This is a genomic window from Streptomyces sp. NPDC048479, from assembly GCF_040651435.1.
GTDB lineage: Bacteria > Actinomycetota > Actinomycetes > Streptomycetales > Streptomycetaceae > Streptomyces.
The window spans coordinates 184,156-209,813 of sequence record NZ_JBEZKA010000016.1; the positions used below are offsets into that span (position 1 = coordinate 184,156).

At 68.2% G+C, this 25,658-nt stretch carries 19 protein-coding genes; 6 read left to right on the top strand and 13 right to left on the bottom strand.

Going from position 1 to position 25,658, the window contains the following annotated elements:
• Window positions 1-9: 9 nt before the first annotated feature.
• The 5 genes from AB0D12_RS24765 to AB0D12_RS24785 all read right to left on the bottom strand — a co-directional run bounded on the left by AB0D12_RS24765 (window position 10) and on the right by AB0D12_RS24785 (window position 8,629).
• A complete protein-coding gene (locus AB0D12_RS24765; RefSeq protein ID WP_362686775.1) occupies window positions 10-978 on the bottom strand; it encodes an ABC transporter permease in 969 nt (322 codons plus the stop codon).
• Window positions 971-1,897: an ABC transporter permease gene (locus tag AB0D12_RS24770; RefSeq protein WP_362686779.1), complete on the bottom strand. Its 927-nt coding sequence runs from the start codon at window positions 1,895-1,897 to the stop codon at window positions 971-973. The genes AB0D12_RS24765 and AB0D12_RS24770 overlap by 8 nt, the downstream gene beginning before the upstream one ends.
• Before the next feature lie 148 nt (window positions 1,898-2,045).
• Window positions 2,046-3,686, bottom strand: a complete 1,641-nt coding sequence (locus AB0D12_RS24775) for an ABC transporter substrate-binding protein (protein WP_362686782.1) — start codon at window positions 3,684-3,686, stop codon at window positions 2,046-2,048.
• A gap of 411 nt (window positions 3,687-4,097) precedes the next feature.
• Window positions 4,098-5,972 (bottom strand): translational GTPase TypA, encoded by a 1,875-nt coding sequence (gene typA / locus AB0D12_RS24780; RefSeq protein ID WP_362686785.1) that lies wholly within the window; start codon window positions 5,970-5,972, stop codon window positions 4,098-4,100.
• A 245-nt stretch (window positions 5,973-6,217) separates the two neighbouring features.
• A complete protein-coding gene (locus AB0D12_RS24785) occupies window positions 6,218-8,629 on the bottom strand; it encodes an ABC transporter substrate-binding protein (RefSeq protein ID WP_362686788.1) in 2,412 nt (803 codons plus the stop codon).
• A gap of 318 nt (window positions 8,630-8,947) precedes the next feature.
• Between AB0D12_RS24785 and AB0D12_RS24790 the strand changes: the two genes are divergently transcribed.
• The 4 genes from AB0D12_RS24790 (at window position 8,948) to AB0D12_RS24805 (ending at window position 12,792) form a co-directional block, all read left to right on the top strand.
• Window positions 8,948-9,193 carry a hypothetical protein gene (locus AB0D12_RS24790; protein WP_362686791.1) on the top strand — a complete coding sequence of 82 codons (246 nt, stop codon included), beginning with the start codon at window positions 8,948-8,950 and terminating at the stop codon, window positions 9,191-9,193.
• A 62-nt stretch (window positions 9,194-9,255) separates the two neighbouring features.
• Window positions 9,256-10,077 (top strand): hypothetical protein, encoded by an 822-nt coding sequence (locus tag AB0D12_RS24795; RefSeq protein ID WP_362686794.1) that lies wholly within the window; start codon window positions 9,256-9,258, stop codon window positions 10,075-10,077.
• 1 nt (window position 10,078) lies between these two features.
• Complete coding sequence (locus AB0D12_RS24800; RefSeq protein ID WP_362686797.1) at window positions 10,079-12,019, top strand: fumarate reductase/succinate dehydrogenase flavoprotein subunit; 1,941 nt, start codon at window positions 10,079-10,081, stop codon at window positions 12,017-12,019.
• Entirely contained in the window at window positions 12,016-12,792 is a 777-nt protein-coding gene (locus tag AB0D12_RS24805) for a succinate dehydrogenase/fumarate reductase iron-sulfur subunit (RefSeq protein WP_362686799.1), read from the top strand. The genes AB0D12_RS24800 and AB0D12_RS24805 overlap by 4 nt, the downstream gene beginning before the upstream one ends.
• Here the strand turns inward: AB0D12_RS24805 and AB0D12_RS24810 are convergent.
• Complete coding sequence (locus AB0D12_RS24810; protein WP_362686802.1) at window positions 12,789-13,985, bottom strand: hypothetical protein; 1,197 nt, start codon at window positions 13,983-13,985, stop codon at window positions 12,789-12,791. The two genes, AB0D12_RS24805 and AB0D12_RS24810, sit on opposite strands and share 4 nt — an antisense overlap.
• Window positions 13,986-14,074: 89 nt before the next feature.
• Here AB0D12_RS24810 and AB0D12_RS24815 point away from each other — a divergent pair, with 89 nt between their 5' ends.
• Window positions 14,075-15,898 (top strand): TPM domain-containing protein, encoded by a 1,824-nt coding sequence (locus AB0D12_RS24815; RefSeq protein WP_362686805.1) that lies wholly within the window; start codon window positions 14,075-14,077, stop codon window positions 15,896-15,898.
• Window positions 15,899-16,019: 121 nt separating this feature from the next.
• Here AB0D12_RS24815 and AB0D12_RS24820 read toward each other — a convergent pair whose 3' ends face one another.
• The 6 genes from AB0D12_RS24820 to AB0D12_RS24845 form a co-directional block, all read right to left on the bottom strand.
• Window positions 16,020-18,608, bottom strand: coding sequence for a SpoIIE family protein phosphatase (locus tag AB0D12_RS24820; RefSeq protein ID WP_362686808.1), 2,589 nt, complete (start codon window positions 18,606-18,608; stop codon window positions 16,020-16,022).
• 168 nt (window positions 18,609-18,776) lie between these two features.
• Complete coding sequence (locus AB0D12_RS24825) at window positions 18,777-19,193, bottom strand: ATP-binding protein (protein ID WP_362686861.1); 417 nt, start codon at window positions 19,191-19,193, stop codon at window positions 18,777-18,779.
• A 299-nt stretch (window positions 19,194-19,492) separates the two neighbouring features.
• Window positions 19,493-19,894 (bottom strand): NUDIX domain-containing protein, encoded by a 402-nt coding sequence (locus tag AB0D12_RS24830; protein ID WP_362686811.1) that lies wholly within the window; start codon window positions 19,892-19,894, stop codon window positions 19,493-19,495.
• A gap of 95 nt (window positions 19,895-19,989) precedes the next feature.
• A complete protein-coding gene (locus tag AB0D12_RS24835; RefSeq protein WP_362686814.1) occupies window positions 19,990-20,169 on the bottom strand; it encodes an SPOR domain-containing protein in 180 nt (59 codons plus the stop codon).
• A gap of 181 nt (window positions 20,170-20,350) precedes the next feature.
• Complete coding sequence (locus AB0D12_RS24840) at window positions 20,351-22,108, bottom strand: hypothetical protein (RefSeq protein ID WP_362686817.1); 1,758 nt, start codon at window positions 22,106-22,108, stop codon at window positions 20,351-20,353.
• A gap of 248 nt (window positions 22,109-22,356) precedes the next feature.
• A complete protein-coding gene (locus AB0D12_RS24845) occupies window positions 22,357-23,109 on the bottom strand; it encodes a GntR family transcriptional regulator (RefSeq protein ID WP_362686820.1) in 753 nt (250 codons plus the stop codon).
• Between the two features lie 185 nt (window positions 23,110-23,294).
• Here AB0D12_RS24845 and AB0D12_RS24850 point away from each other — a divergent pair, with 185 nt between their 5' ends.
• Window positions 23,295-24,677 carry a glycoside hydrolase family 18 protein gene (locus AB0D12_RS24850; RefSeq protein ID WP_362686864.1) on the top strand — a complete coding sequence of 461 codons (1,383 nt, stop codon included), beginning with the start codon at window positions 23,295-23,297 and terminating at the stop codon, window positions 24,675-24,677.
• 45 nt (window positions 24,678-24,722) lie between these two features.
• Here the strand turns inward: AB0D12_RS24850 and AB0D12_RS24855 are convergent, their stop codons facing one another.
• The gene (locus AB0D12_RS24855; RefSeq protein WP_362686823.1) at window positions 24,723-25,421 is read right to left on the bottom strand and encodes a DUF4190 domain-containing protein; all 699 of its coding nucleotides are present in this window, start codon (window positions 25,419-25,421) and stop codon (window positions 24,723-24,725) included.
• Between the last annotated feature and the right edge of the window lie 237 nt (window positions 25,422-25,658).

A 25,658-nucleotide genomic window follows, 5' to 3' on the forward strand; every position in this document is an offset into this window, starting at 1 on the left:
ACGCCCTCCTCAGCGCAACTTCGGGTCGAGGGCGTCGCGGACCGCGTCGCCGAGCATGATGAACGCGAAGACCGTGAGGCTCAGCATGCCGGCCGGAAAGAGCAGCACATGCGGGTTGTTACGGATCTCCTCACTGCCCGACGCGATGTCGATGCCCCACGAAATCGTCGGGTCGGCGAGACCGAGTCCCAGGTAGGACAGGGTCGCCTCGGCCGAGATGAAGCCACCGAGCGAGATGGTGGCGACAACGATGGTGGGGGCGATCGCGTTGGGCAGCACATGGCGGAACAGCATCCGGCTGGTGCCCGCGCCGAGAGCGCGCGCCGCCGTCACATAGTCCGCCTGCTTGGCCGTGATCACGGAACTTCGGGCCACTCGGCAGATCGAGGTCCAGCCGAGGAAGGCCAGCGCCAGGATCACGACGTACACCTTGCGCTCGGTGAACGAGTTCAGCACGACCATCGCGCCGAGCAGGAAGGGGATACCGAAGAAGATGTCCGTGACACGGGAGATGATCGAGTCGAGCCAGCCGCCGAAGTAGCCCGAGAGCAGGCCCATCAGACCGCCGAAGACCGTGATCGCCACCGTGACGCCCAGGCCGACGAGGATCGAGGCGCGGGTGCCGTAGATGACACGCGCATAGATCGAGCGGCCCTGGATGTCGTAGCCGAACCACTCGGGGCTGAAGACCTTGCCCAGCTCGGGCTTGGTCAGATAGTGGTGCGTCAGATCGCCGGCCCGCGGGTCGGCGCTGGTGAACAGGCCCGGGAAGGCCGATATCACCAGCAGCAGGACCAGCAGCGTCGCCGAGAGCCAGAACATGGGCCGGTGCCGCAGGTCGTACCAGGCGTCGCCCCACAGTCCGCGGGGCTTGCCCTGCGATTCCTTGGGAGCCAGCTCGGGTGCCGCGTCGGCCTTCGGGGGAGCGATGGCGTCGACCCTCGCGTCGACGGCCTCGGCCTTGGTCACGTCAGGCATACCGGATCCTCGGGTCCAGGACCGCGTACAGCAGGTCGACGAGCAGGTTGATCAGCAGAATCACCAGGACGAACACGGTGACGACACCGACGATGGTGGAGCCCTCGCGCTGTCCGAGCGCCTGGTAGAGCAGGTTGCCCACACCCTGGACGTTGAAGATGCCCTCGGTGACGACCGCGCCGCCGATGAAGCCTCCGACGTCCGTACCGAGGAACGTGATCACAGGGATCAGCGAGTTCCGCAGCAGATGTACGCCGACGATGCGGCGCCGCGGCAGCCCCTTGGCGAGAGCGGTACGCATGTAGTCCGCCCGCAGGTTCTCCGCGAAGGTCGTACGCGTCAGCCGTGCGACATACGCCATGGAGAGCATCGCCAGGACGAAGCCCGGCAGGAACAACTGCGAGACGTCCGCGGAGTCCTGGACGTTGGGTGCCACCCAGCCGAGAGTGTCGGCGAAGAGGAACCGCGCCATGTAGCCGAGGATGAACACCGGGATCGAGATGACGATCAGGGTGAAGATCAGCACACCGGTGTCCGGGGCCTTGCCGGCCTTCAGACCGGCCCAGGCGCCGAGGCCGAGGCCGACGATCATCTCGATGGCGAGCGCCACGACGGTCAGCCGGAGCGTGACCGGGAAGGCCCGCGACATCTCGTCGAGGACAGGCCGGCCGCCGAATGTCTTGCCGAAGTCTCCCTGGAAAAGATTGCCCATGTAGTCGATGTACTGCTTCCACATGGGCTGGTCGAGCCCGAACTCATGGCGCAAGGACGCGACCTGTGCGGGGTCTGCTGCCTTGTCACCCCACATTGCCCGGATGGGGTCACCCGGAAGAATGTGGACCATGAGGAAAATCAACAGAGTGGTCCCGATGAATACCGGGATCATCTGGAGCAGTCGCCTTGCGACGTAACGCCCCATCATGCCTCCATGCCGTGAGGGGTCGGCGATGGCCGTGTCAGAGTGATCTCCGCCTCGGGGTGTGGGGGGAGAGCCCCGGGCCTACGCCGGAGGGCCGGTGCCGCCGCTCCTCCCTGGAGCGGCGGCACCGGCCTTCGGTTCCCGATGCTTACTTCTTGGCCTTGACCTGGACTTCGTCGAAGATCGGGTCGCCGTCCTGGCCGTAGACGATCTTGCCGAAGACGTTCTTGGACTGACCCGAGTTGGTCTTGTAGAACCACAGCGGGATCGACGGCATGTTGGCCTTGAGCATCTGCTCGGCCTCCTGGTACATCTTCACCGTCTCGTCGAGCGTCTTGGCCTTGTCCGCCTTGGCGGTCAGCTCGTCGAACGCCTTGTTCGAGTAGCCGCTGGTGTTACCGGCGGCCGTGGTGCCGTACAGGTCGCGCATGAAGTTGGAGTTGACCGGGTAGTCGAGCACCCAGCCACCGCGGTACATGGACTTGACCTTCTTGCCGTCACGAGCGTTCAGGTCGGTCTGGAAGTCCGGCTTCGAGTCGCCGACGCACTCCACGCCGGTGGACTGACGGATGCTGTTGCAGACCGCGTCGACCCAGGCCTTGTGCGGCTGGTCCGCGTTGAACTGGATCGAGATCTTGTTGCCCGGGACGCCGCCACCCTCCTTGATGAGGGCCTTGGCCTTGGCCGGGTCGAACTTCACGACGTCACCCAGCGCACCGGCCTTGTAGCCGAGCACACCACGGGCGACGTAGGAGTCGGCCGGCTCACGGGTGCCGTTCAGAACCGTCTTGGTGATCGTCGGGCGGTCGATCGCCATCGACAGGCCCTGGATGACCTTGGGGTTGATGTTCTTGAACTGCGGCGTGTAGAACGCCGGGACGAGCGACTGGACCGCGGAGTACTCCTGGTCGATCGCGCGGTCGCCGAGGTCCTGCTTGTAGTTCTTCAGCGCGGTGACCGGGACCTGCTCGATCCAGTCGAGCTGGTCCGAGCGCAGGGCCGAGTACGCGGCCTCGGCGGTCGTGTAGTTCTTGAAGTCGATGCCACCGTTCTTGGCCTTGTTGGGCCCGGTGTAACCGTCGTACTTGCGAACCTTGATGAGCTTCTTGTGGTCCCAGGACTCGAACTTGTAGGGACCGTTGCCGATCGGCTTCTCGCCGTAGCCCTTCGGGTCCTTGAAGAAGCCCTCGGGCAGCGGCGCCCAGACGTCGTAGCCGAGCTTGTACGCGAAGTACGAGACCGAGCCGGACAGGGTGATCGTGAAGGTGGTGTCGTCGACGACCTTCAGACCGGACATCGTGGTCGCCTTCGGGTCACCCTTCTCGGGGTGGACGTCGGCGTAGCCCTTGATGTCCTGGAACCAGCTGGAGTTGGTCTGGTTGTTCTTGACGTTGGCAGACCAGTTCCAGGAGTCCACGTAGGACTTCGAGGTCACCGGGGTGCCGTCGTGGAACTTCCAGCCCTGCTTGAGCTTGACGGTCCACACGGACGAGTCGGCGTTCGGAGTGACCGACTCGGCGTTGATGTAGGTGAGCTTGCCGGTGCCCGGCTCGTAGTCGACGAGCCCGGAGAAGATCGTGCGCAGGACACGGCTGCCCTGGCTCTCCTTGGCGTTCGCCGGCTGCAGCGGGTTCTGCGGCTCGCTCAGCTGGGCGACCAGAATCCCGTTGGGGTCGGCCTTACCAGCGTTCATGTCGTCGCCGCTGTCACTGCCGCCACCACAGGCGGTCGCTGCCAGGGCAACAACTATCGCACCCGCTACCCACTTGGCGCTCTTGGCACCGCGCATGGGTTCCTCCTCATGAGTCCACTTTGTCACTACAAGAAGGGGACATCTACGCGCACTGACACCCCTGACAGCGAACACGTCACGTACCCCGAGTGTGCTCGTGAGTCGGCGCTCCCCACAGCGCATGACCCATTGACCCGAGCTCAATGGAGCCAACTATTAAGTACGCCCGAGCCGTAAACCACACTTAAAGGGTCTCGTTTTGACAACATCGCCAGGCTCTGCGTGTCCGAAATCCGGACAAAGCGAGCACAGACAGACACCCGCGAAACGGACCGTTAACACATGTTCCGGAGAGCTACGCTCGATATCCGGACACATGGGCCATGAAAACGAGTTGACGAACGGCACGGCCCCCCACAGTGTCTGCGGGGGGCCGGGCCGTCGCTACGGCGCAGTACTGACGCTACGTCAGTTGCGCTTGGCGCGGGAGGCGGTACGGCCGCGCTCCTTCTGGTCCAGGACGACCTTGCGGATACGGACCGTCTCCGGGGTCACCTCGATGCACTCGTCGTCGCGGCAGAACTCCAGGGACTGCTCCAGCGACAGCTTGCGCGGCGGCACCACGTTCTCGGTGGTGTCCGCGGACGCGGCACGCATGTTGGTGAGCTTCTTCTCCTTGGTGATGTTCACGTCCATGTCGTCGGAGCGCGAGTTCTCACCGATGATCATGCCCTCGTAGACCTCGGTGCCGGCCTCCGTGAAGATGACACCGCGCTCCTGAAGGTTGATCATCGCGAACGGCGTCACCGAGCCCGAACGGTCCGCCACCAGCGAGCCGTTGTTACGGGTGCGCAGCTCGCCGAACCACGGCTCGTGGCCCTCGAAGATGGAGTGCGCGATGCCCGTGCCACGGGTCTGGGTCAGGAACTCCGTACGGAAGCCGATCAGACCGCGGGACGGGACGATCCACTCCATGCGGATCCAGCCCGAGCCGTGGTTGGTCATGGTCTCCATACGGCCCTTGCGGGTCGCCATCAGCTGGGTGATGGCGCCGAGGTGCTCCTCGGGAGAGTCGATCGTCATGCGCTCGATCGGCTCGTGCGTCTTGCCGTCGACCTGCTTGGTGACGACCTCGGGCTTGCCGACGGTCAGCTCGAAGCCCTCACGGCGCATCTGCTCGACCAGGATGGCCAGCGCGAGCTCACCGCGGCCCTGGACCTCCCAGGCGTCGGGGCGCTCGGTGTCCAGGACGCGGAGCGAGACGTTGCCGACCAGTTCCTTGTCCAGGCGGTCCTTCACCTGGCGGGCGGTGACCTTGTGGCCCTTGCCGCCCTTGCCGACCAGCGGCGAGGTGTTCGTACCGATGGTCATCGAGATCGCGGGCTCGTCGACCGTGATCAGCGGGAGCGCGATCGGGTTCTCGGGGTCGGCCAGAGTCTCGCCGATCATGATGTCCGGGAATCCGGCGACCGCGCAGATGTCGCCCGGGCCCGCCTTCTCGGCGGCCTTGCGGGTGAGCGCCTCGGTCATCAGCAGCTCGGTGATGCGGACGTTGGACATCGAGCCGTCACGCTTGATCCAGGTGACGGTCTGGCCCTTCTTCAGCTCGCCCTGCTCGACGCGGCAGAGGGCGATACGGCCGAGGAAGTTGTCGGCGTCCAGGTTGGTGACATGGGCCTGGAGCGGCGCGGCCTCGTCGTACTCCGGGGCCGGGACGTGCTCGAGGATCGTGTTGAAGAACGGCTCGAGGTTCTCGCTGTCGGCCGGGACGGTGCCGTCCTCCGGCTTGGTCAGCGAGGCGACGCCGTCACGGGCGCAGGCGTAGACGATCGGGAACTCGATCTGCTCCTCGTCCGCGTCCAGGTCCAGGAACAGGTCGTAGGTCTCATTGACGACCTCGTCGATCCGGGAGTCCGGGCGGTCCGTCTTGTTGATGCAGAGGATGACGGGCATCCGGGCCTGGAGGGCCTTGCGGAGCACGAAACGGGTCTGCGGGAGCGGGCCCTCCGAGGCGTCGACGAGGAGGACGACCGCGTCCACCATCGACAGACCGCGCTCCACCTCGCCGCCGAAGTCGGCGTGGCCGGGGGTGTCGATGATGTTGATGGTGATCGGGGCCCCGCCGGCCTTGGGGTGGTACTTCACGGCGGTGTTCTTCGCCAGGATCGTGATGCCCTTCTCACGCTCCAGGTCGTTCGAGTCCATCATGCGGTCGTCGAGGTGCTCGGCGGCGTGCGCGGCGAAGGCGCCGGCCTGCTTCAGCATGGCGTCGACCAGGGTGGTCTTGCCATGGTCGACGTGGGCGACGATGGCAACGTTACGGATGTCGTGGCGCGTGGGCATGCTGGCTGGCGCTTCTCTCGATCGTGGGATGCGGCGTTGTTTTCCTCGTACGCCCGCCGGGCGGACAGGCCACGGCTAATCCCCATGGTACGGGGCCGCCGCGTCCGGGGCTTCCCGGGCCGATCGGGAGGGGGTTCTGGTGCGCTGGGGGTGCGAAAAAAGCCTGGGTCAAGGGTTGGTACGAGCTTGCCCGCCGGCGCTGCCGGCGGGCAAGGGACTTGAGCCAGTTCTGAGGTTCTGACCTGCTACTTCTTAGTAGTCTTCGAACTTTCGGCCTTCTTGAACCCAATGTCCTGGTACCGGGGTGCCGCGAAGCCGAAGGCTCCGGCATTGACCACCTGAGGCTTTGCCGCCACCAGCTCGGGACGCTGGTAGAGCGGAATGGATCCGGCCGCGGCCCAGATCCGGGCGTCGGCCCGGCGCACCAGATCGCGGGCCTTGTCCTCGTCCAGCTCGGCGGCGGCCTGGTCGAAGAGCTGGTCGATGTAGTCGCTGCCGACGCGGGTGTAGTTCTGCTCCACCAGGAGCGAGCCGTCACTGGCGGGCTGGGGCTTGGCGAAGATCGGCCGGGCGTCGGTCGCCGGGAAGGCGGTGGCGGGCCAGGAGTAAAGGGCCAGGTCGTAGGCGCCCGAGGCGATGTGGTCCCTGAAGAAGGCATCGTCGCCGACCTTGGTGATCTCGGTGTGGACGCCGATGCGGTCGAGCATCTTGGAGATCTTGTCGCCGACAGTGCGCAGCGCCTCGGAGCCGGGCCCCGCGGGGAGGACGAAGCGCAGCGTGAGCGGCTTCCCGTCCTTGCCGAGCGGGCCGGCGACGCGGGCCGGTGCCGCGGTCCCGCGCGGGGCGTACGCTCCGGCCACGCCGCCCTTCCGCTCCTTGACCTTGGACCCGGCCTTGTTCTCGGTGTCGTCCAGCGCCTCGGCCCGCTGCCGCAGAGCATCGCCCTGGATGGCCGCCCCAGGGGCGGGGGCGAGGATGCGCGTACCGCCGGTGCCGGTCTCGGCGCCGTGGCCGGCATTGGCGGGCTTGTCGTCACCGACGATGTACATCCCCTCCTTGGACGGCCTGTCCTCCTGCTCTTCCTCCGTCTTCGTCCTGAGCGACGCCTGGCCCGGGGCTGCTTTTACGCTCGGCGCTGCTTTTACGCTCGGGGCTGCTTTTACGCTCGGCGCTGCTTTTACGCTCGGCGCTGCTTTTACGCTCGGGGCTGCCTGCCGGCCGGGTTCCGCTTTCTTGCTGCTGCCGCCCTCACCGCCCGCCTTGGCCGGGTGGGGCTTCTCGAGCGCTCCGCCGGGCGTCCAGCCGGCGTCGGCCAACAGCGCCTGCGCCTCCTTGGTGCTCTGATCACCGAGCGCACCGCTGTTGTCGGCGTACGCCTGCTGCCCGGCCAGCGCCAGATGGCTGCCTGGCGGATGGGCCGGCAGCCCGAGCGGGGTCAGTACGGCCTCCGCGAGCTCCTTGCGGTTCAGTGCCCGGCCCACTGCGCGACGCACCCGGTCGTCGGAGAGCGGGCCGGACTCACCGTTCAGCGCGAGCTGCGTGTACGCGGGCTCCAGCGACTTGCGGAGCACGAAACCGCGGAGGGCGGTCTGCTCATTGGCGTACACCTCGGCCGCATCGGCATTCCGTCTGCGGGCCTGCTGGGCGGCCCGGGCCTTCCCGTCGTCGGAGCCGTTCGCCAGCGCCCAGGACTTGAGCGCGGCAGAGGGGGTGATCTCGGCGCCCGGGCCGTGAGTGAGTGCCTGGCCGCCTGCGCCCTTGTCCCGTAGCGCGAGAGAGAGACGGTCCGCGGCGTGCCGGTCGATCTCCGCGATGTCGAGGCTGCCGGCGGCGAGCGCGGCGGCGCGCTTGTCGCGCGGCACCGCGGTCAGCACCATCCGCTCCAGCTTGGCCGCCTGCCCCCACCAGCGGGGATTGCGTACGAGCGTGGCCGTGCCGGCCTTGATGTCGGTCGACTCCAGCTGAAAGGGGCCGGCCATCCCCTTGAGCGTGCTGCGGGCCCCGTCGTTGAAGGAGTCCGGGGTCCCCGTCACTTCCTTGGGGTAGAGCGGGGTGAAAAGGGACCGCCAGTCCGCGTACGGCTTGTTAAAGGTGATCTTGACCTGAAGGTCGCTGGCACCTTTCTCGATCTTCTCGATCCGCTCGTAGCCGGAATTGTGCGCGGTCCAGTACGCGGAGTCCCTGCCGCTCAGCGCGTGCCACTGGGCGACGAAGTCGGGCGCCCCGATCTCCCGGCCGTCGCTCCACACCGCCTGCTGATTGAGCTTGTAGAGCACAACCTGCTTGGGCTCGCGCTCGACGATCTCGGCGGACTCGAGGTAGTCGGGGTTGAGCTGCGGACGGCCGCGCCCGTCGAGCCTGAAGAGAGAGGGTAGTACGGCTCCGGCGATACGCGTCGTGGTGGCGTCGGCATCGGCCTGGAAGGCGTTGAGGGTGGTGGGCAACGCGTCGACCGCCCAGCGCAGCGTCCCTCCGTCGGCGACCAGGTCCCGTGCGGCGGGGGCGATGTCCTGGGCTGCCGGCGGAGCATCGCTCTCGTCCTCGCCCGAGCTGCAGGCGGTCAGGACCGGCAGAGCGAGCACCCCGCTGGTCAGAAGCGCGACGGAGCGGAGCGTCCGGGAGCATGTCCTCCCGCGTGGGGCGTCGACCTGGGACATGACTTGTACCTCTTCGTCCTGGTTTATGGAATTTAGAGATGATCACACCGATTCCCGTCCACTGAAGTGGACGGAACCGGACAGATGACGGAGACACGGCGGCCTCCTCCTCAAGGCCACCCGTGCGGCCCAATGCAGAATCCGACATATCGCTTAAGAAAGGGAGAAAATGGGGAGCAAAATACGAACCACGAGGGGCGCGCCGGAAGCGCATGCGCCGGGAATCCCTGCACGTCCCTTCACAAGCGGGGACGTGACGCGCGACACTCGCAGGCGCATGAGCGATGCCACCGCACCCTGCGGAAGTGAGGGCAAGTCATGTCCGAGCAGGAAGAACTGACGGCGATCCAGCACCGTCTCGACGAGGTGCTCCAGCGCGTCGGGCAGCTGGAGCGCACCGTTGATCAGCTGCGTGCCGCCGGCCCGGCCATGCCGGCGCCCGCCCCGTCGAAATCACCGGATCGCCCCGAGCTGGTCACCATCCCCGACACCCCGTACAACAGCGCGCTGTGGACGGACACGGACGACGAGGGGCTCGGAGCGCGCGACCGGCACGCACCCTGACCGGCCCCGGCCCGTAGGCACACCGGAGCCCACACCCGATCCCACTCCATACGGAGCCTTCGTTGGCCACTGGTACCGAACCACCACAAATCAATACAGGCGTACAGAGCGCCACGCGCGCCGCCATCGGTCCCCGCCATCTGCGGACGGACCGCTGGTGGCTCGCGCCCGCTCTGACCGCCGCCGGGCTGCTCGCCTTCATCGTCTACTCGACGTGGCGCGCCTTCGCGAACGCCGACTACTACGCAGCGCCGTATGTCTCGCCGTTCTACTCGCCCTGCCTCGCCGAGAACTGCGCACCCATGCGCGACGGCCCCAACTGGGAGATCTTCGGCAGCTGGTGGGGCCTGTCCCCCGCGCTGCTGATCCTGATCTTCCCGCTGGGCTTCCGGCTGACCTGCTACTACTACCGCAAGGCCTACTACCGGGGCTTCTGGGCCTCGCCCCCGGCCTGCGCGGTCGCCGAGCCGCACAAGAAGTACTCCGGGGAGACCCGCTTCCCGCTGATCCTGCAGAACATCCACCGGTACTTCTTCTACGCCGCGATCCCGGTCGCCGGAATCCTCACGTACGACACCGTGCTCTCCTTCCGCGACGAGCACTACGAGTGGGGCCACATGGGCCTCGGCACCCTCGTCTTCCTGGTCAACATCGTGCTGATCTGGGCGTACACCTTCTCCTGCCACTCCTGCCGGCACATCATCGGCGGCCGGCTGAAGCATTTCTCCAAACATCCGGTGCGCTACCGCCTCTGGGGCTGGGTCGGCACGCTGAATGAACGCCACGCGCTGCTCGCATGGGCGTCATTGATCAGCGTCGCGCTCGCCGACTTCTACGTCTATCTCGTCGCGTCCGGTGCCTTCGACGATCCGAGGTTCTTCTGACATGACGCAACTCGAACGACAGCAGTGGGACGTCGTGGTGGTGGGTGCGGGCGGCGCGGGCCTGCGCGCCGCCATCGAGGCGCGCGAGCGGGGCGCCCGTACTGCGGTGATCTGCAAGTCCCTCTTCGGCAAGGCCCACACGGTGATGGCCGAGGGCGGCATCGCCGCCTCCATGGGCAATGTGAACTCCGGCGACAACTGGCAGGTGCACTTCCGCGACACCATGCGCGGCGGAAAGTTCCTCAACCAGTGGCGGATGGCGGAGCTGCACGCGCGCGAGGCGCCCGACCGGGTCTGGGAGCTCGAGACCTGGGGCGCCCTCTTCGACCGTACGGCCGACGGGAAGATCTCCCAGCGCAACTTCGGCGGGCACGAATACCCGCGCCTGGCACATGTCGGCGACCGTACCGGCCTGGAGCTGATCCGCACCCTGCAGCAGAAGATCGTCTCGCTGCAGCAGGAGGACAAGGAAGAATTCGGGGACTACGAAGCCCGGTTGAAGGTCTTCCAGGAGTGCACGGTCACGCGTGTGCTGAAGGACGGGGACAGGGTCTCCGGCACCTTCTGCTACGAGCGCGAGTCCGGGCGCTTCTTCGTTCTCGAAGCGCCGTCCGTGGTGCTGTCCACCGGCGGCATCGGCAAGTCCTTCAAGGTGACGTCGAACTCCTGGGAGTACACCGGCGACGGGCACGCCCTCGCGCTGCTGTCCGGCGCGCCGCTGCTCAACATGGAGTTCGTGCAGTTCCATCCGACCGGCATGGTCTGGCCGCCTTCGGTGAAGGGCATCCTGGTCACCGAATCGGTGCGTGGCGACGGAGGGGTGCTGCGCAATTCCGAGGGCAAGCGGTTCATGTTCGACTACGTCCCGGACGTCTTCAAGGAGAAGTACGCGCAGTCGGAGGAGGAGGGCGACCGCTGGTACGAGGACCCGGACCACAACCGGCGTCCTCCCGAGCTGCTGCCGCGCGACGAGGTGGCCCGCGCCATCAACTCCGAGGTGAAGGCGGGCCGTGGCTCCCCGCACGGCGGGGTGTTCCTGGATGTCTCCACCCGTATGCCGGCCGAGGTGATCCGGCGCCGGCTGCCGTCGATGTACCACCAGTTCAAGGAGCTGGCGGATGTCGACATCACGGCAGAGGCGATGGAGGTCGGTCCGACCTGCCACTACGTGATGGGCGGCATCGCCGTCGAGTCCGACACCGCGGCGGCGGTCGGCGTCCCCGGCCTGTTCGCGGCGGGCGAGGTCGCGGGCGGAATGCACGGCTCCAACCGGCTCGGTGGGAATTCCCTGTCCGACCTGCTGGTCTTCGGCCGGCGGGCGGGGCTGCACGCCGCCGAGTACGCGCAGGGGATCGGCGAACGCCCGGCGGTGGAGGAGGTCCAGATCGACGAGGCCGCGGCGGAGGCACTGCGTCCGTTCAGCGCCGAGGGGCCGCAGCCGGGTGAGGAGAACGGGCGGCCGCCCGAGAACCCGTACACCCTCCACCAGGAGCTCCAGCAGACGATGAACGACCTGGTCGGCATCATCCGCCGCGGGGCGGAGATGGAGCAGGCCCTGGAGAAACTGGCCGATCTGCGGGTACGGGCCAGGCGGGCCGGGGTCGAAGGCCACCGGCAGTTCAACCCCGGCTGGCACCTCTCGCTGGATCTGCGCAACATGCTGCTGGTCAGCGAGTGCATCGCGCGGGCGGCACTGGAGCGCACGGAGAGCCGCGGCGGGCACACCCGCGAGGACTGCCCCACCATGGAGCGCGACTGGCGGCGGGTCAATCTGCTGTGCCAACTGATCGATCCGACCGGCGAGTTGGCGGCCACCGATCCGGTGCGCGGTCAGATCGCGCTCGTACGGAAGACGACCGAGCCCATCCGTCCCGACCTGCTCGCTCTCTTCGAAAAGGAGGAGCTGGTCAAGTACCTCGCCGAAGAGGAGCTCTACGAGTGAGCAGCTACAAAGCGGCCTTCAGGGTCTGGCGCGGTGACGCGGACGGCGGGGCGCTGGAGGACTTCGCCGTCGAGGTGAACGACGGTGAGGTTGTCCTCGACATCATCCACCGCCTCCAGGCCACCCAGGCCTCCGATCTCGCGGTCCGCTGGAACTGCAAGGCGGGCAAGTGCGGTTCGTGCAGCGCCGAGATCAACGGCCGGCCGCGGCTGATGTGCATGACCCGGATGTCGGTCTTCTCACAGGAGGAGACGATCACGGTGACGCCGCTGCGGGCGTTCCCTGTGGTGCGGGACCTGGTCACGGATGTGTCCTTCAACTACGCGAAGGCACGGGAGGTGCCCTCCTTTGTGCCGCCGCCGGGGGTGAAGGCGGGTGACTACCGGATGCAGCAGATGGATGTGGACCGCTCGCAGGAGTTCCGCAAGTGCATCGAGTGCTTCCTGTGCCAGGACACCTGTCATGTGGTGCGCGACCACGAGGAGAACAAGGCCGCGTTCGCGGGTCCGCGTTTCCTGATGCGGGTGGCGGAGCTGGACATGCATCCGCTGGACGCGGCGGCCGAAGCGGGCCTGGACCGCAAGAAGTCCGCCCAGGACGAGCACGGGCTCGGGTACTGCAACATCACGAAGTGCTGTACGGAGGTGTGCCCCGAGGGCATCAAGATCACGGACAATGCGCTGATCCCGCTGAAGGAACGGGCGGTGGACCGTAAGTACGACCCGCTGGTGTGGCTGGGCAGCAAGATCAAGCGCCGCTGGGCGGCTGACTAGCGAGGGACGACAGGCGGAAACCGACTCATGGTGCTGCCTGGCGGGGACTGGCTGGCGGCGACTGCGTAGCTGGGACTGGCTGTCGAGGAGCGGCGGCGGGTCCCCCATCCTTCTCGGTACGCCGTCCAGTCGCCCTCCTCCGCCGCGAAGTCGACATACAGCGCAACCCCGAACCGCTCACGGCCGCGGTCCGTGCGCCCCAGGCCCAGCCGGGTGCCACGGATCGCGGCCTCGACCGTCTCCGCGGACTCGCGGTGCCCGATGTCGTCCTCGTGGAAAAAGGGCAGCCCCATCAGCAAGTCCGTGTTCTCGGGCGTGACTTCGAGGGCAAGGCTGGTCTGCTGGGCGACATAGCCGCCGTACAGACTCTCCAGCGGCATGGAGGTGTCGTACGACATCACAGCGATCTGGTCGACCCGGCGGGCGACCTGGCCGAAGAACTCCTGCGACCACCACTTGGGGTGCCCTGTGAGCCCGCCGGCGACGGCGTGGAGTGCGGGCAGCGGGTCGATCTGATGGGCCGCTATGGAGAGCGGGACCTTTCGGGCACGCGTCAGCTCGCGCAGATCGTCCAGCAGGGACAGATAGTCGCGGTCGCCGGAGTGCAGTGGCTCCAGGTCGTAGTGGACGCCTTCGAAGCCCGCGTCGAGGATCTGCGTGGTGGAGCGCACGACGGCGGCCCGGGTGCCGGCGTCTGACAGCGGCAGTCCGACGGGGCCCTCGCTCGCCAGCTTGTCGCCGAGCCAGGCGTGCACGCGTATACCAGGGATCTTCCGGTGTACGGCGTCGATCAGCCACCGCGCACGTGCATAACGGTCGGTGGGCAGCGTCCCGTCATGCTCGAGCGGCCCGGCGTGGACGTACAGGTCCCGTATCCCGGTCCCCCGTATGCGCCGGGCAAAAGCGTCCAGGTCGGCGTCCTTCTTTCGGCCGTCCACCCAGGCGTGACCGAGCCAGATGGCGTCCTTGCCGCGCGTCCTCGTGCCTTCTTCGATGTCACCCGCGTAGTTGGCGCGCAGCGCGATCGCGCCGGTGAGAGTGGGGACAAGGAGGAGTACAGCAAGGCTGAGCGCGATCCGCTTGGGCCACCTCAGGCGGGGGCTGCGCCACCTTCGTAGGAGCGCACGCGCACCCGAAGCTCCACGCAGCGCCCGTACGCGCTCACGAATCCCCACCTGCTCTTTGGTCCCCATGCGCCGCAAGGCTAGATCACGGCTCTGACAATCCGGGTCGGGCACCCGTCCGGTCGCGGAGGCCCAACGGTCGACATAGCCTCCCAAATGTGACGCGAATAGCCGCCAGGCTCCTGCTCGCCCTACTGGTGGCGGCGTGCTGGCTGGTCGTGCCCGCCGCTCGATGCGCCCTCGCCGACGGCCCCGTCGGCCTGTCCCGCGAGAGTCGGATCACCGATCGGGTCGGGGGTCTGGGCGACCGGAAGCCGCAGGTCGCACAGCCCGTGCCCGCTCCCGCCAGCACTGCGGGCGAGGCCGATCCGGGCGGAAGCGACGCTGCCGGGACGGGGGCAGATCTGGTGCTGCCGATCGCGGTCGTCGGCGGGGCCGTCGCGATCGCGGCCTACACCTACGCCAAGCGCAGGAAGCGGAGCGCGACCCGCACCACACCGCAAGGCGGACAGGAGGGCTGGGGGACGCCGCAACATCCGCAGCCGCCGCTGCCCGAACTCGACGCCCAGGCCAAGCAGACTCTTGTCGACACCGACGACGCGCTGCGCACCAGCCAGGAGGAACTCGGCTTCGCCACCGCCCAGTTCGGCGAGGCGGCTGCCAAGCCCTTCAACGACGCGGTGGAGTACGCGAAGAACGAGCTGGCGGCGGCTTTCCGGCTGCGCCGGCAGCTGGACGACGCCTGTCCGGAGGACGTCGCGACCCGCCGGCGGATGCTCGACGAAATCGTCGCGCGGTGTACGGCCGCCAACCGGCGACTGGACGCGGAGTCCGAGGACTTCGACCGGCTGCGCGCCCTGGAGCAGAACGCGCAGCAGGCCCTCGCCACCGCCGGAGCCGCCTACACCGATCTCAGCGGACGCGCCGTCACGGCGGAGGCCACGCTCGGCATGATGCGTGAGCGGTACGCCGCCTCTGCCGCCGCGCCCGTCGCGAGCAATGTCGAGCAGGCCACGGACCGGCTGGTCTTTGCGAAGACCGGTCTCGACCGGGCCGGCCAGGCGGTCGACGCGTCCGACAAGGGCGCGACCGCCGTGCAGATACGGGCCGCGGAGGGTGCCGTCGCGCAGGCGAGGAGACTTATCGAGTCCGTGGACCGGCGCGCGCAGGAGCTCGCGGAGGCGGCCGGCAAGCTGCCCGGCGCGCTCATCGGGACGGACGCGGACCTGGCCGAGGCGCGTGGGCTGCTGAAGGGCACCTCGGAAGGGGTCTCGACGGCCGACCTCCAGGGGCGTGTCGCGCGGGCCGCGAAGGTGGCCGCAGAGGTACGCGGGGAGCAGGAGGCGGGTTCGTACGACCCGATCGACGCGCTGCGCCGGGTCGAGGAGGCGGATGCCGCGCTCGACGAGGCTCTGGCGGGGGCGCGCGAGAACGAGCAGGGGGCGCGGCGGGCCCGTGTACTGCTCGATCAGGCGATGCTCGGCGCGCGTTCCGCGATCGGTGCGGCCGCCGACTACATCACCACGCATCGCGGAGCGGTCGGCAGCGAGGCACGGACGCGGCTGGCGGAGGCGGAGCGGCGGCTGGAGCGGGCGGTTGAGCTGGCCGGGTCGGGTGGCTCCGGGGACTCAGGCGGCTCGGGTGGTTCCGGTGATCCGCGGGGCGGGCTGGCCGAGGCGCAGCAGGCGGACGCTCTGGCGCGGCGGGCGCAGAACCTGGCCGAAGAAGACCTGCGGGCGTATGGGAACCCCTTCGGGCCGGGCGGTGTGCAAGGAGCAGGAAATGCCAGGGGCGGTCTCGGGGGCGCGGTGCTCGGCGGGATCATCCTCGGCGGACTGTTCGACGGCGGAGGAAGGAGCGGGGGGTATGGCGGGGGTTCGGGAGGGGGCCGTGTGGAGGGCTTTGGCGGCGGCTTCGGCGGCGGGCCCGCCCGTTTCGGCGGCGGGGGCACCCGCGGCCGCCTCGGTGGCGGCCGCTTCTGACACGACTCCCCATACGCGCGACGGGCGCCTCCCCGCCGGGGCAGCCGCCCCGTCCTCCTTACTACCCGGCTTACTGCCCGGCTTGCTGACCGCTCTGCTGTTCGCCTTACTGTTCGCCCTGTCAGAACATGCTGAGCAGCTGCTCGACGGTGGGCTCGGCCATCGAGTCACCGTCGGGCAGGGCGAGTTCGAACCAGACCGTCTTGCCGCGTGGGGTCCGGCGCGAGCCCCAGGCCGCGCTCAGCAGTCCGACGAGCTGCAGTCCTCGGCCGCCCTCGTCGGTGTCGCGGGCCCGTCGGCGCCTGGGCTGCACGAGGCCGGCGTCCCACACTTCGCAGACAAGGGTGCGGTCGCGCAGAAGGCGCAGCCGAATTTCGTCCTCGCCGTACCGCAGTGCGTTGGTGACCAGTTCACTGACGAGCAGCTCGACCGTGTCCACCAACACTTCGAGGCCCCAGGTGATCAGCTGGGCACGGGCCAGCTCGCGGGCCCGCCCCACCGAGCGGGGCTCACGCGGCAGCCGCCAGTCGCCGACCGCCTCCGCGGGCAGCCCCTGGACGCGGGCCATGAGCAGGGCGATGTCGTCCTCGCCGTGCCGGGTGTCGAGAGTGTTCAGCACATGGTCACAGACGTCTTCCAGGGAACGAGAGAGGTCGGCGCGCAGCGCCGTCGTCGAGGGGTGGTGGCCGGGCGCCGGGCGGGAGGGATCGGTGAGCGCGGTCCGGAAGGCGCGCAGGCCCTCGTCGAGCGGGTGGTCCCGGGATTCGACGAGCCCGTCGGTGTAGAGCGCGAGGAGGGCGCCCTCCGGGAGCTCGACCTCCACCTCCTCGAAGGGCTCGCCGCCCACGCCGAGCGGCATCCCCGGCGGCACGTCGAGCAGCAGCGCCTCCTCCCCCGGTTCGACGAGGACGGGCGGCAGATGGCCGGCGTTGGCGAAGGTGCAGCGTCGGGTGACCGGGTCGTAGACGGCGTAGACACAGGTCGCGAGATAGACCTCGGAGAGGTCGGCGTCGCGGGACTTGTGGGCGACACGGGAGGCCTGCTGGGCGCCGCTGGGGCTGCCGAGGCCGCGGGCGATCTCGTCGAGCGCGGAGAGTACTTCCGCGGGCTCCAGGTCCAGCAGCGCCAAGGTCCGTACCGCAGTGCGCAGTTCGCCCATGGCGACGGCGGCCCGCAGGCCGCGGCCCATCACATCGCCCACGACCAGGGCGGTGCGGTGGCCGGGCAGTTCGATGACGTCGAACCAGTCTCCGCCGACCTCGGTGGCCGTATTGCCCGGGAGATAGCGGCAGGCGATGTCGAGTCCTGCGGCCTCCGGGTCGCCGGGCGGGAGCAGGCTGCGCTGGAGGATCAGCGCCCGCTCGTGCTCCCTGCGGTAGAGCCGGGCGTTGTCGATACAGACCGCGGCGCGGGCGGCGAGCTCGGTGGCGAGCGCCCGGTCCCGTTCACCGAAGGGCTCGCTGCCCTTCGTACGGGAGAACTGCACAAGCCCGACGACGGTGTCGTGCGCCACCATCGGCACCGCGAGCGTGGATTGGACGAGAGTGCCTTCCTCGCCCGGGATCGACTGGACCCGGGCGGTGCGCAGTGCGCTCGCGCAGGGCGAGTTGAAGGGATAGCGGTGGACCTCGCCGACGGCGGTGGGTGTGCTGCCCTCGGATCTGCAGCCGGGGGTGGTCACCAGCGGGGCGTCGGAGACGGCGCTGGCGAAGGCGACCCGGCGCAGCTCGGCGCTGCCGTCGGCCCGTCCGGGCGGGGCCTCGTCGCCGGTGAGGAGCCCCAGGTAGAGGTCGACCGAGGCGAGGTCGCAGAAGCCGGGGACGGCGACGTCGAGCAGTTCGCGGGCGGTGGTCTCCAGGTCGAGGGAATTGCCGATGCGGGCGCTCGCCTCATTCAGGAGCGCGAGATTGCGCCGGGCGCTCGCGGCATCGCGGGCGGCGATTTGGCGGCGGGTGACATCGGTGCCCAGTCCGGCGACACCGATGGGGTGACCGGATCCGCTGTGCACCCGGTAGAGATTGATCGACCAGTGCCTGCGGTCCGCACTGCCTGGGGCACTCCCGACGATCTGGAGGTCGATGGCGGATTCGCCGGTCTCCAGTACGCGGCGCAGGGAGGCGTTCATCCGCTCCGCCTCGGGGCGGGAGAGATAGTCGTGGACGGTGCGCCCGCGGTGGTCATCGGCGGAGCCCCCGAACACGGTGGCGAAGCGCTGGTTGGCGCGCTGCACCGTGAGATCCGTACCGAAGAGGAGGAAGCCAAAAGGAGATTGGCCGAAAATAGCCTGCGAAGCGGCGAGATCAGTTTCGATCCGGCGCAGCGCGCGGACGTCGACGACGATGCAGAGCGCAGCCCTTTCGCCACGCTCCGTCTCGCTCGGCATCACATAGACCTCGGCTATGCCGTGCGCGCCGCCCCGACCCGGCATACGGAAAGGGACCAGGCCGGTCCACTCCTTGCCGTCGAGTATCTCGGCGACCTTCCGGTGTCCGCGCGGGCGCAGCTCTGCCGGCATGAAGACCTCGATCGGGTCCCTGCCCCTGACCTCGTCAGGGGTGATGCCGAAGAGGTCGACGGCGCGCCGACTCCACTGGTCGACCAGCCCGTCGGGGCCGATCGAGAAAGAGGCAACCTTGATGTAGTCATAGATCGAGCCAGGCGGGCTGCTCTGCCATACGACACCACTCGCCGTCTCAGGTATTTCGCTCACGCGACCGTCCCCTCCAGCTCACCGCACCGGACCGGCCATGACCGCAGTATTCAGCACTACGGCTCCGACCGACACGGCGTTCACGATCACAGCACGGTCTCGTTCATTTTCGGCCGAGTCCGAACCGGCCGGAACCGTCTCCGACGTGATCGTTGTCCCCTCACACTTCTAACCAGTGAGGGCCAGCTCGAACCACACGGTCTTGCCGCTTCTGCCCCGCCGCGTTCCCCAGCGGCGGGCCGTACAAGCCACCAGCTGCAGACCGCGACCGCCCTCCTCATCGAGCTCCGCACTGCGTTCGGTGGGGGGATCCGGAAGCGGGTCGGAGACTTCCACGCGCAGGGAGGGGGCACTGGCGCCCGGTTCCGGCCGGACCAGCCGGACGCCGATCGGGCCCGATGCGTACCGCAGGGAGTTGGTCACCAGCTCACTGACCAGCAGCACGGTCACATCACCGATCACCGAATCCAGTCCCCAGGCGCGAAGAGTGTCGCGGACAACGTGGCGGGCGGTGCGCACGGCGTCGGCCTCGGCAGGAAAGGTCCACTCGGCGCATTCGCCTTCAGTGTCGATCACGCCGCCCACTTCCCGGACCAGCAGCAGACCCAGCAGACCCATGCCCTATTTCGGGTGGTTAATCAGCACATACCCGATATTTGGGGCGAGGTATCCCCGTCGCAGCATCAAAGGGCGCACCGTGGCGCGAACGGGCGTACGAGTCGGCCGCGTGCGCCCGCCTCCGCGCCCGGAGAGCCGGTCGGTCCGGATCAGTCGACGAACTGGTGGTCCGTCATGGTCGGGCTGTGCCTTGGACTCAGCCGGTTTCCACGAAGCTGACATGCCAAGCCGAAACACGTCAGCCCTCAGCCCTCGGCCGGCGAGGCTCAGTCCAGTTCACCCGACGCCTTGAGTTCATCGAAGAGCAGTTGGTCGACCGGAGGGACCTGGGCTCGGTCGAGGTAGGACAGCCAGGCGATCTCTTCGATCTCACTGCTGGCCGTCAGCTCGCCCCGGTAGTCACCGGCATAGCAGCTCATGCGCACAACCACGCCGTCCGAATGACCGTGAGCCTGGGCTTCGTATGTGCCCACATGTGACACGGTCGCCGGAAGGACGGCCACGGTCAGTTCCTCTTCGACCTCACGGAGCAGGGTCTGCAGATCGCTCTCGCCACCTTCCCGCTTCCCGCCGGGGATGTAGTAGACGTCCTTGCCCCGGGAGCGCGCACAGAGGATCCTGCCGTTCTCCACCCGCACCCACGCCACCGTGTCGATCAAGACCGACATCCTCTGCCCTCACTCATACGGAACCTGTTCAGGCTGGACCCTACCCGCACGAACTCCGGCTGAAGAGGGCAGTGGAAAGGGCCGCCACGCCACGGCTAGTGAGTGGTCTGGCCTATACGCTCGACCCAGTAGAGCTGCTTGTGCCCGCGACCGTCGAGGGTGTCCGCGATCTGCTGCGCCTCGTCCCTGGTGGCGTACCTGCCGACGCGATAGCGGTTCCCGTTGTCGTCCTGCCGTATGACGAGCCAGGGGAGCACGGGGCCATTGTCGTTCATCGCGCCCCTCCCCGGGTCGGCCTGCAGGTCTGTAACGATCGCCAGGAAACCGCACTACGCATATGCCCGAGCCTACGCCTGACCTTTACTCAGCGGATACGGGTTTTCACAAAGAGATATGAGAGGGGGGCGTATCCGGCTGGATACGCCCCCCTCTCCATGCCCGTCGCCTCGACTCTGCTCAGTCCGTGGGCTCCGTGGGCTCCGTAGGCACCACACTCAATATGGGCATCCTTGCACGCACCGCGGGCACCGGCATCAGCACCGGACCACTGGCCGCCGGATCCTTGCGGCAGACGTCCCCGCACTCGGAGTCCAGCGAGCAGCACAGTGAGCAGATCGGTCCTGACTGGACCGGGCAATCGGCGATGTCCGGGAGCTCGTACGCCGTCTCGCACACGGAGCAGGTGTGGGTGGCGGTGATGTCCTCGATCTCAGCTTCGGGTCCGTTCACCGGGTTCGGCCTGGCCAGGTAGTACTTGCCTTTCGTCGCCCAGGCGATCAACGGGCAGAGCACCAGGGAGAGTCCGGCCGCGATAAAGGTCGAGAAGGCCTCGGCGTACCGGCCGAAGAGTCCGAAGAAGGCGAGGATCGAGACGGTCGAGGCGATCACCATCGCACCGAAGCCGGCCGGATTCACCGCGTACAGATAGGCCCGCTTGAACTCGATGTACTTGGGGCTGAGTCCGATCCGCTTATTGATGACAAGATCCGCCGCTACCGCCGCGATCCAGGCGATGCCCACGTTCGAGTAGAAGCCCAGCAGCTTGTTGAGGGCCGCGAACATGTTCATCTCCATCAACGTCAGCGCGATGGCGAGGTTGAGGAAGATGTACCAGACGCGGCCCGGGTGCTTGTGTGTGATGCGGGAGAAGAAGTTCGACCAGGAGAGCGAGCCGCTGTAGGCATTGGTCACATTGATCTTGACCTGCGACACGATCACAAAGAGCGCGGCGGCGGGCAGGGCGACCGAGCCGAGCCACGGCTTGAGCGCTTCGATCTGCGGGGCGATCGGCTCCAGGGCGTGCGTCTTGCCGACGGCCTCCAGCGCGACGAAGGCGAGGAAGGCGCCGCCGAGCTGCTTGGCCGCCCCGATGATGACCCAGCCGGGTCCGGCGGCGAGCACGGCGAGGTTCCAGCGGCGCTTGTTCGCCTCGGTCTTGGCGGGCATGAAGCGCAGATAGTCGGCCTGTTCGCCGATCTGGGCGATGAGCGAGAGCGCGACACCCGTGCCAAGGCCGAAGCCGATCCAGGAGAAGCCGGAACCGGCTCCTTCCGTACCGCCGAAGGACCCGAACGCGCCCCAGGCGTCCGGGGCTTCGAAGGCCAGCACCACAAAGGGCAGCACCATGCCGATGATCCAGACAGGCTGGGTCCATGCCTGCACCTTCGCCAGCGCGCCCATCCCCCGGAAGACGATCGGGATGACGATCAGCGTGGTGAGCAGATAGCCGATCTCGACCGGCAGTCCAACGGCCTGGTGCATGGCCTGCGCCATGATCGAGCCTTCGAGCGCGAAGAAGATGAAGGTGAACGAGGCGTAGATGAGTGAGGTCAGCGTCGAGCCGAAGTAGCCGAAGCCGGCGCCGCGCGTGACCAGATCCATGTCGAGGCCGTACTTGGCGCAGGCCCGCGCGATCGGTATCCCGGTGAGGAAGATGATCACCGCGGCGGTGAGGATCGAGGCGAGACCGCTGGTGAAGCCGTAGGTGAAGACGATCGAAGCGCCGATCGCGAAGTCCGCGAGATAGGCGATGCCGCCGAGCGCGGTGCCCGCGACCATCGAGGGCGACCAGCGGCGGAAGGAGTGCGGCGCATAGCGGAGGGAGTAGTCCTCGCGGCTCTCGTCGGCGGCGAGTTTCGCGTAACTGCGCCGGGGCGGCGACTGCTGCTCCCCCGGCTCCGGCGTCCTGGTGACAGATGTGGCGGTGTCCGTCATCGGTGACTTCCCGTTCGTCGGTCCGTGTGCGGGTGGCGGGTACGGACGGGAAGGTAGGAGCCGGACATGACAGTCCGTCGCAGCGGGCGATTGCCCGGGCGTTACGGGCGCGGAGAGTGCGTTAACTCGCGGTCACGGAGGCCGGACAGACTGTCCGGGTAGCGGATACCTCCCGGGTCACCTCACCGGCCACCTCACTGGCCACATCGCGGGGTGCCTCCGGGCCGCCTCCCGGCCCGCCTCGAGGGTCACTTCACCGGCAGGTGGTATGCGATCCGGTAGCGGTCCGCCGGGACGACCACGTCCGCCGTCTCGACCGCCCGCCCCGAGGCGAAATACGTCCGCTCGACGACCATCACCACATGGCCTGGTACGCCGCCGAGCGCCAGGAGCTCCTCCGCGAGCCCCGGCCGCGCGCCGACCTCCTCCGCCACGTTGTCCACGACGATGTCGATGGCGGCCATCCGCTCGACCACCCCGCAGCCGCCCAGCGGGCCCTCCTCCGGCAACATCACCGGTGTACGCCCGGTGACTTCGAGGGGCTCCCAGGAGGTGGAGAGCATCATCGCCTCGCCCGCGTCCCGGAAGACATAGCGCGTGCGCATCACCCGATCGCCGAGCTGGATGCCGAGCCGGGCCGCGATCTCGGCGCTCGCCCTCTCCTGCTCGCTGCTGGACTCCCAGGTACCCCGGGCCCCCTCCTCCGCCTGCTCCTGCCGAAAGGGATTGGCGCCGGACGGCGGCCGGTAGCCGGAGCGGGAGACAGGGCGCGGGACGGGCCGTTCACGGACATACGTACCGGAGCCGGAGCGGCCCTCGACCAGGCCCTCCGCCATCAGGACCTTGCGCGCCTCGAGGGCGACGGTGTCCGAGACGCCGTACTCCTCGCGGATCCGCGCCTGCGAAGGGAGACGGGTATGCGGCGGCAGCGAGCCGTTGACGATCTTCTCGCGGAGATCGCTCGCAACGCGCAGATAGGCGGGCTGCTCACCGAATGTCACTGGCCACTCCCAACAGGTTGACAGACAGCAACAGCGTGGCAACCCTGGGTTGCCGACCGCAAGCATGGGCCAAAGTTTCACTCGAAGTGATGATTTGCCTTTACGCAGGGGTTAGTCACGGATATGCCCACCATTCGGCGCCCGCACCCTTGACCTCAATGGTCCAGACCAATACGTTCCTGGCCATGCGCCGAAACTGCCGAAGATCCCTTCCCAGGGCGGCCGTTGCCGCCTGCTCCCTCTCACTCCTCGCCGCCCTCGCACCCAGCGCCTCCGCGTCCACCTCCGGCTCGGCCCGTGCCTCCCACTCCGCCGACGCCTCCACCCAGGGCGAGCAGCACGCGAGGCCTTCGTACAAACGCGTCGGCTACTTCACCCAATGGGGCGTCTACGGCCGGGACTTCCAGGTCAAGGACATGGACACCAGCGACCAGGCGGCCAAGCTCACCCACATCAACTACGCCTTCGGCAACGTCGGTTCCGACGGTAGATGCTTCACCGGCAATGTCCCCGGTGAGGCCGACGCCTGGGCCGACTACGCCCGTCCGCTGGACGCGGCCGACTCCGTGGACGGCGTCGCCGACACCGCCGAGCAGCCGCTCGCAGGCAACTTCAACCAGCTGCGCGAGCTCAAGGCCAAGCACCCCGGCCTCAAGGTGCTCATCTCCCTGGGCGGCTGGAGCTGGTCCACCCACTTCTCGGACGCGGCCCGCACCCCCGCCTCCCGCAAGGCCTTCGTCTCCTCCTGCATCGACCTCTACCTCAAGGGCAATCTGCCGGTCGACGGAGCGCGCGGCGGGGCAGGCGCCGCGGCCGGACTCTTCGACGGTGTCGACATCGACTGGGAGTGGCCGGGCTCGGCGGGCGACACGGACACCGTCTTCCGCCCCGAGGACAGACAGAACTTCACCGCTCTGGTACGGGAGTTCAGGACACAGCTGGACGCGTACGGCAGGTCCCTCCAGAAGCGCAGGCACTACGAGCTGAGCGCCTTCGTCCCGACCGCACCCGCCAAGATCGACGCGGGCTTCGAGGTCCGAAGGATCATGCGCGATCTCGACTTCGTCAACCTCCAGGGCTACGACTTCCACGGCTCCTGGGAGTCGACCACCGCCCAGCAGTCCGCGCTCTACGCAAAGAACGACTTCAGCGTGGACCAGACCGTCGACGCCTGGCGCGACCGGGGCGCCCCCGCCCGCAAGCTGGTGATGGGCATGCCCTTCTACGGCCAGGGCTGGACGGGCGTGACCGGCGGCGGTGACGGCCTGAACCAGCCAGCCGCGGCGCCCGCACCCGCGACCTGGGCGGCCGGCTACGAGGACTACAAGGCCCTCAAGAAGCTCGCCGACTCGGGGACGTACACGCTCCACCGCGACCGGCGGAACGGTCACGCCTGGCTCTTCGACGGCACCACCGTGTGGACGTACGACGACCCGCAGGTGCTGCGCACCAAGACCTCGTACATCCGTGACCGGGGTCTGGGCGGCGCGATGTTCTGGTCCCTGGACGGGGACACGGCCGAGGGCGAGCTGATGGCCGCCGTCGACCGCGGGCTCTCCCGCCGCTAGCGCGCGCGGGATTCGGATGAGACCGGTGCCCGGGCTGTCGTTGGCTCAGGAACCGGTCTCATCCGCCGACGGGATGCCTCCGGACCGTACGGAGCCCTTGAGCTTTCCTTCCGTGACGGCGAAGGCGCAGGTCACCGACCGGTCACCCAGGCGCCAACTGTGTGCGCTCGGCATGTAGTAGTACATCTCCGCGCTGTCCGGCACGGCCGACGCGTCGTCCGCGTAGGCATTATTGATCTCCGTGCAGCGCTTCTCGGCCACCGGTTCGACCGCCGCCTCGCCGGGCCAGTCGTCGGACTTCTCGAGCTTGAACGCCCCGGTGACCTCGGCGTCGTGCTCCTTTGCGCAGTCGACGACCCCGACGGTCGCGGTCTCCTGCTCCAGCTCGTCGCCGGGGACGTTGAAGCAGTCGCCCTTGTGCAGGTCGAGCGTGCTGCGCGAGCGCGACGCCTCGTCCATGCCCTTCCGGAAGCCGTCCCAGGCATCGCCGATCCCGCCGGTGGCGAGTGCGACGAGCACCAGGAGCGTGCTGATCGAGGAGAGCACGATGCCCGCGACCGCCATGCCCTTGCCGCGTTCGCCCTTCCTTTTGATCTGCGAGAGGGCTATCAGCCCGAGCACCAGGCCGAGCGGCGGCAGACAGCACACGATGCCGAGCACGAGGGAAGCGACGGACAGGCCGTTCACGGACGGTCTGCGGGCGTACTGCGGATACGGCTGCCAGCTTTGGGTCGATGGGTCCACAGGTACGGTGCTCCTCCTCGGGATCATACGAACAGGCGCGCGGATCATACGCGTAGCACGACGGGGACGGAACGTGGGCTTCGCAGCACGAGCGGCCGGGCGGAAACGGTGAAGGGGGCGGGGGGCGCGGGGCCCCCCCCCCCCCCCCCCCCCCGCGGCCCCCGCGGGCGCCCCCCCCCCCCCCCCCCCCCCCCCGGCGGGCGCCGCCCACACCCCCCCCCCGGCGCCCGCCGGGTC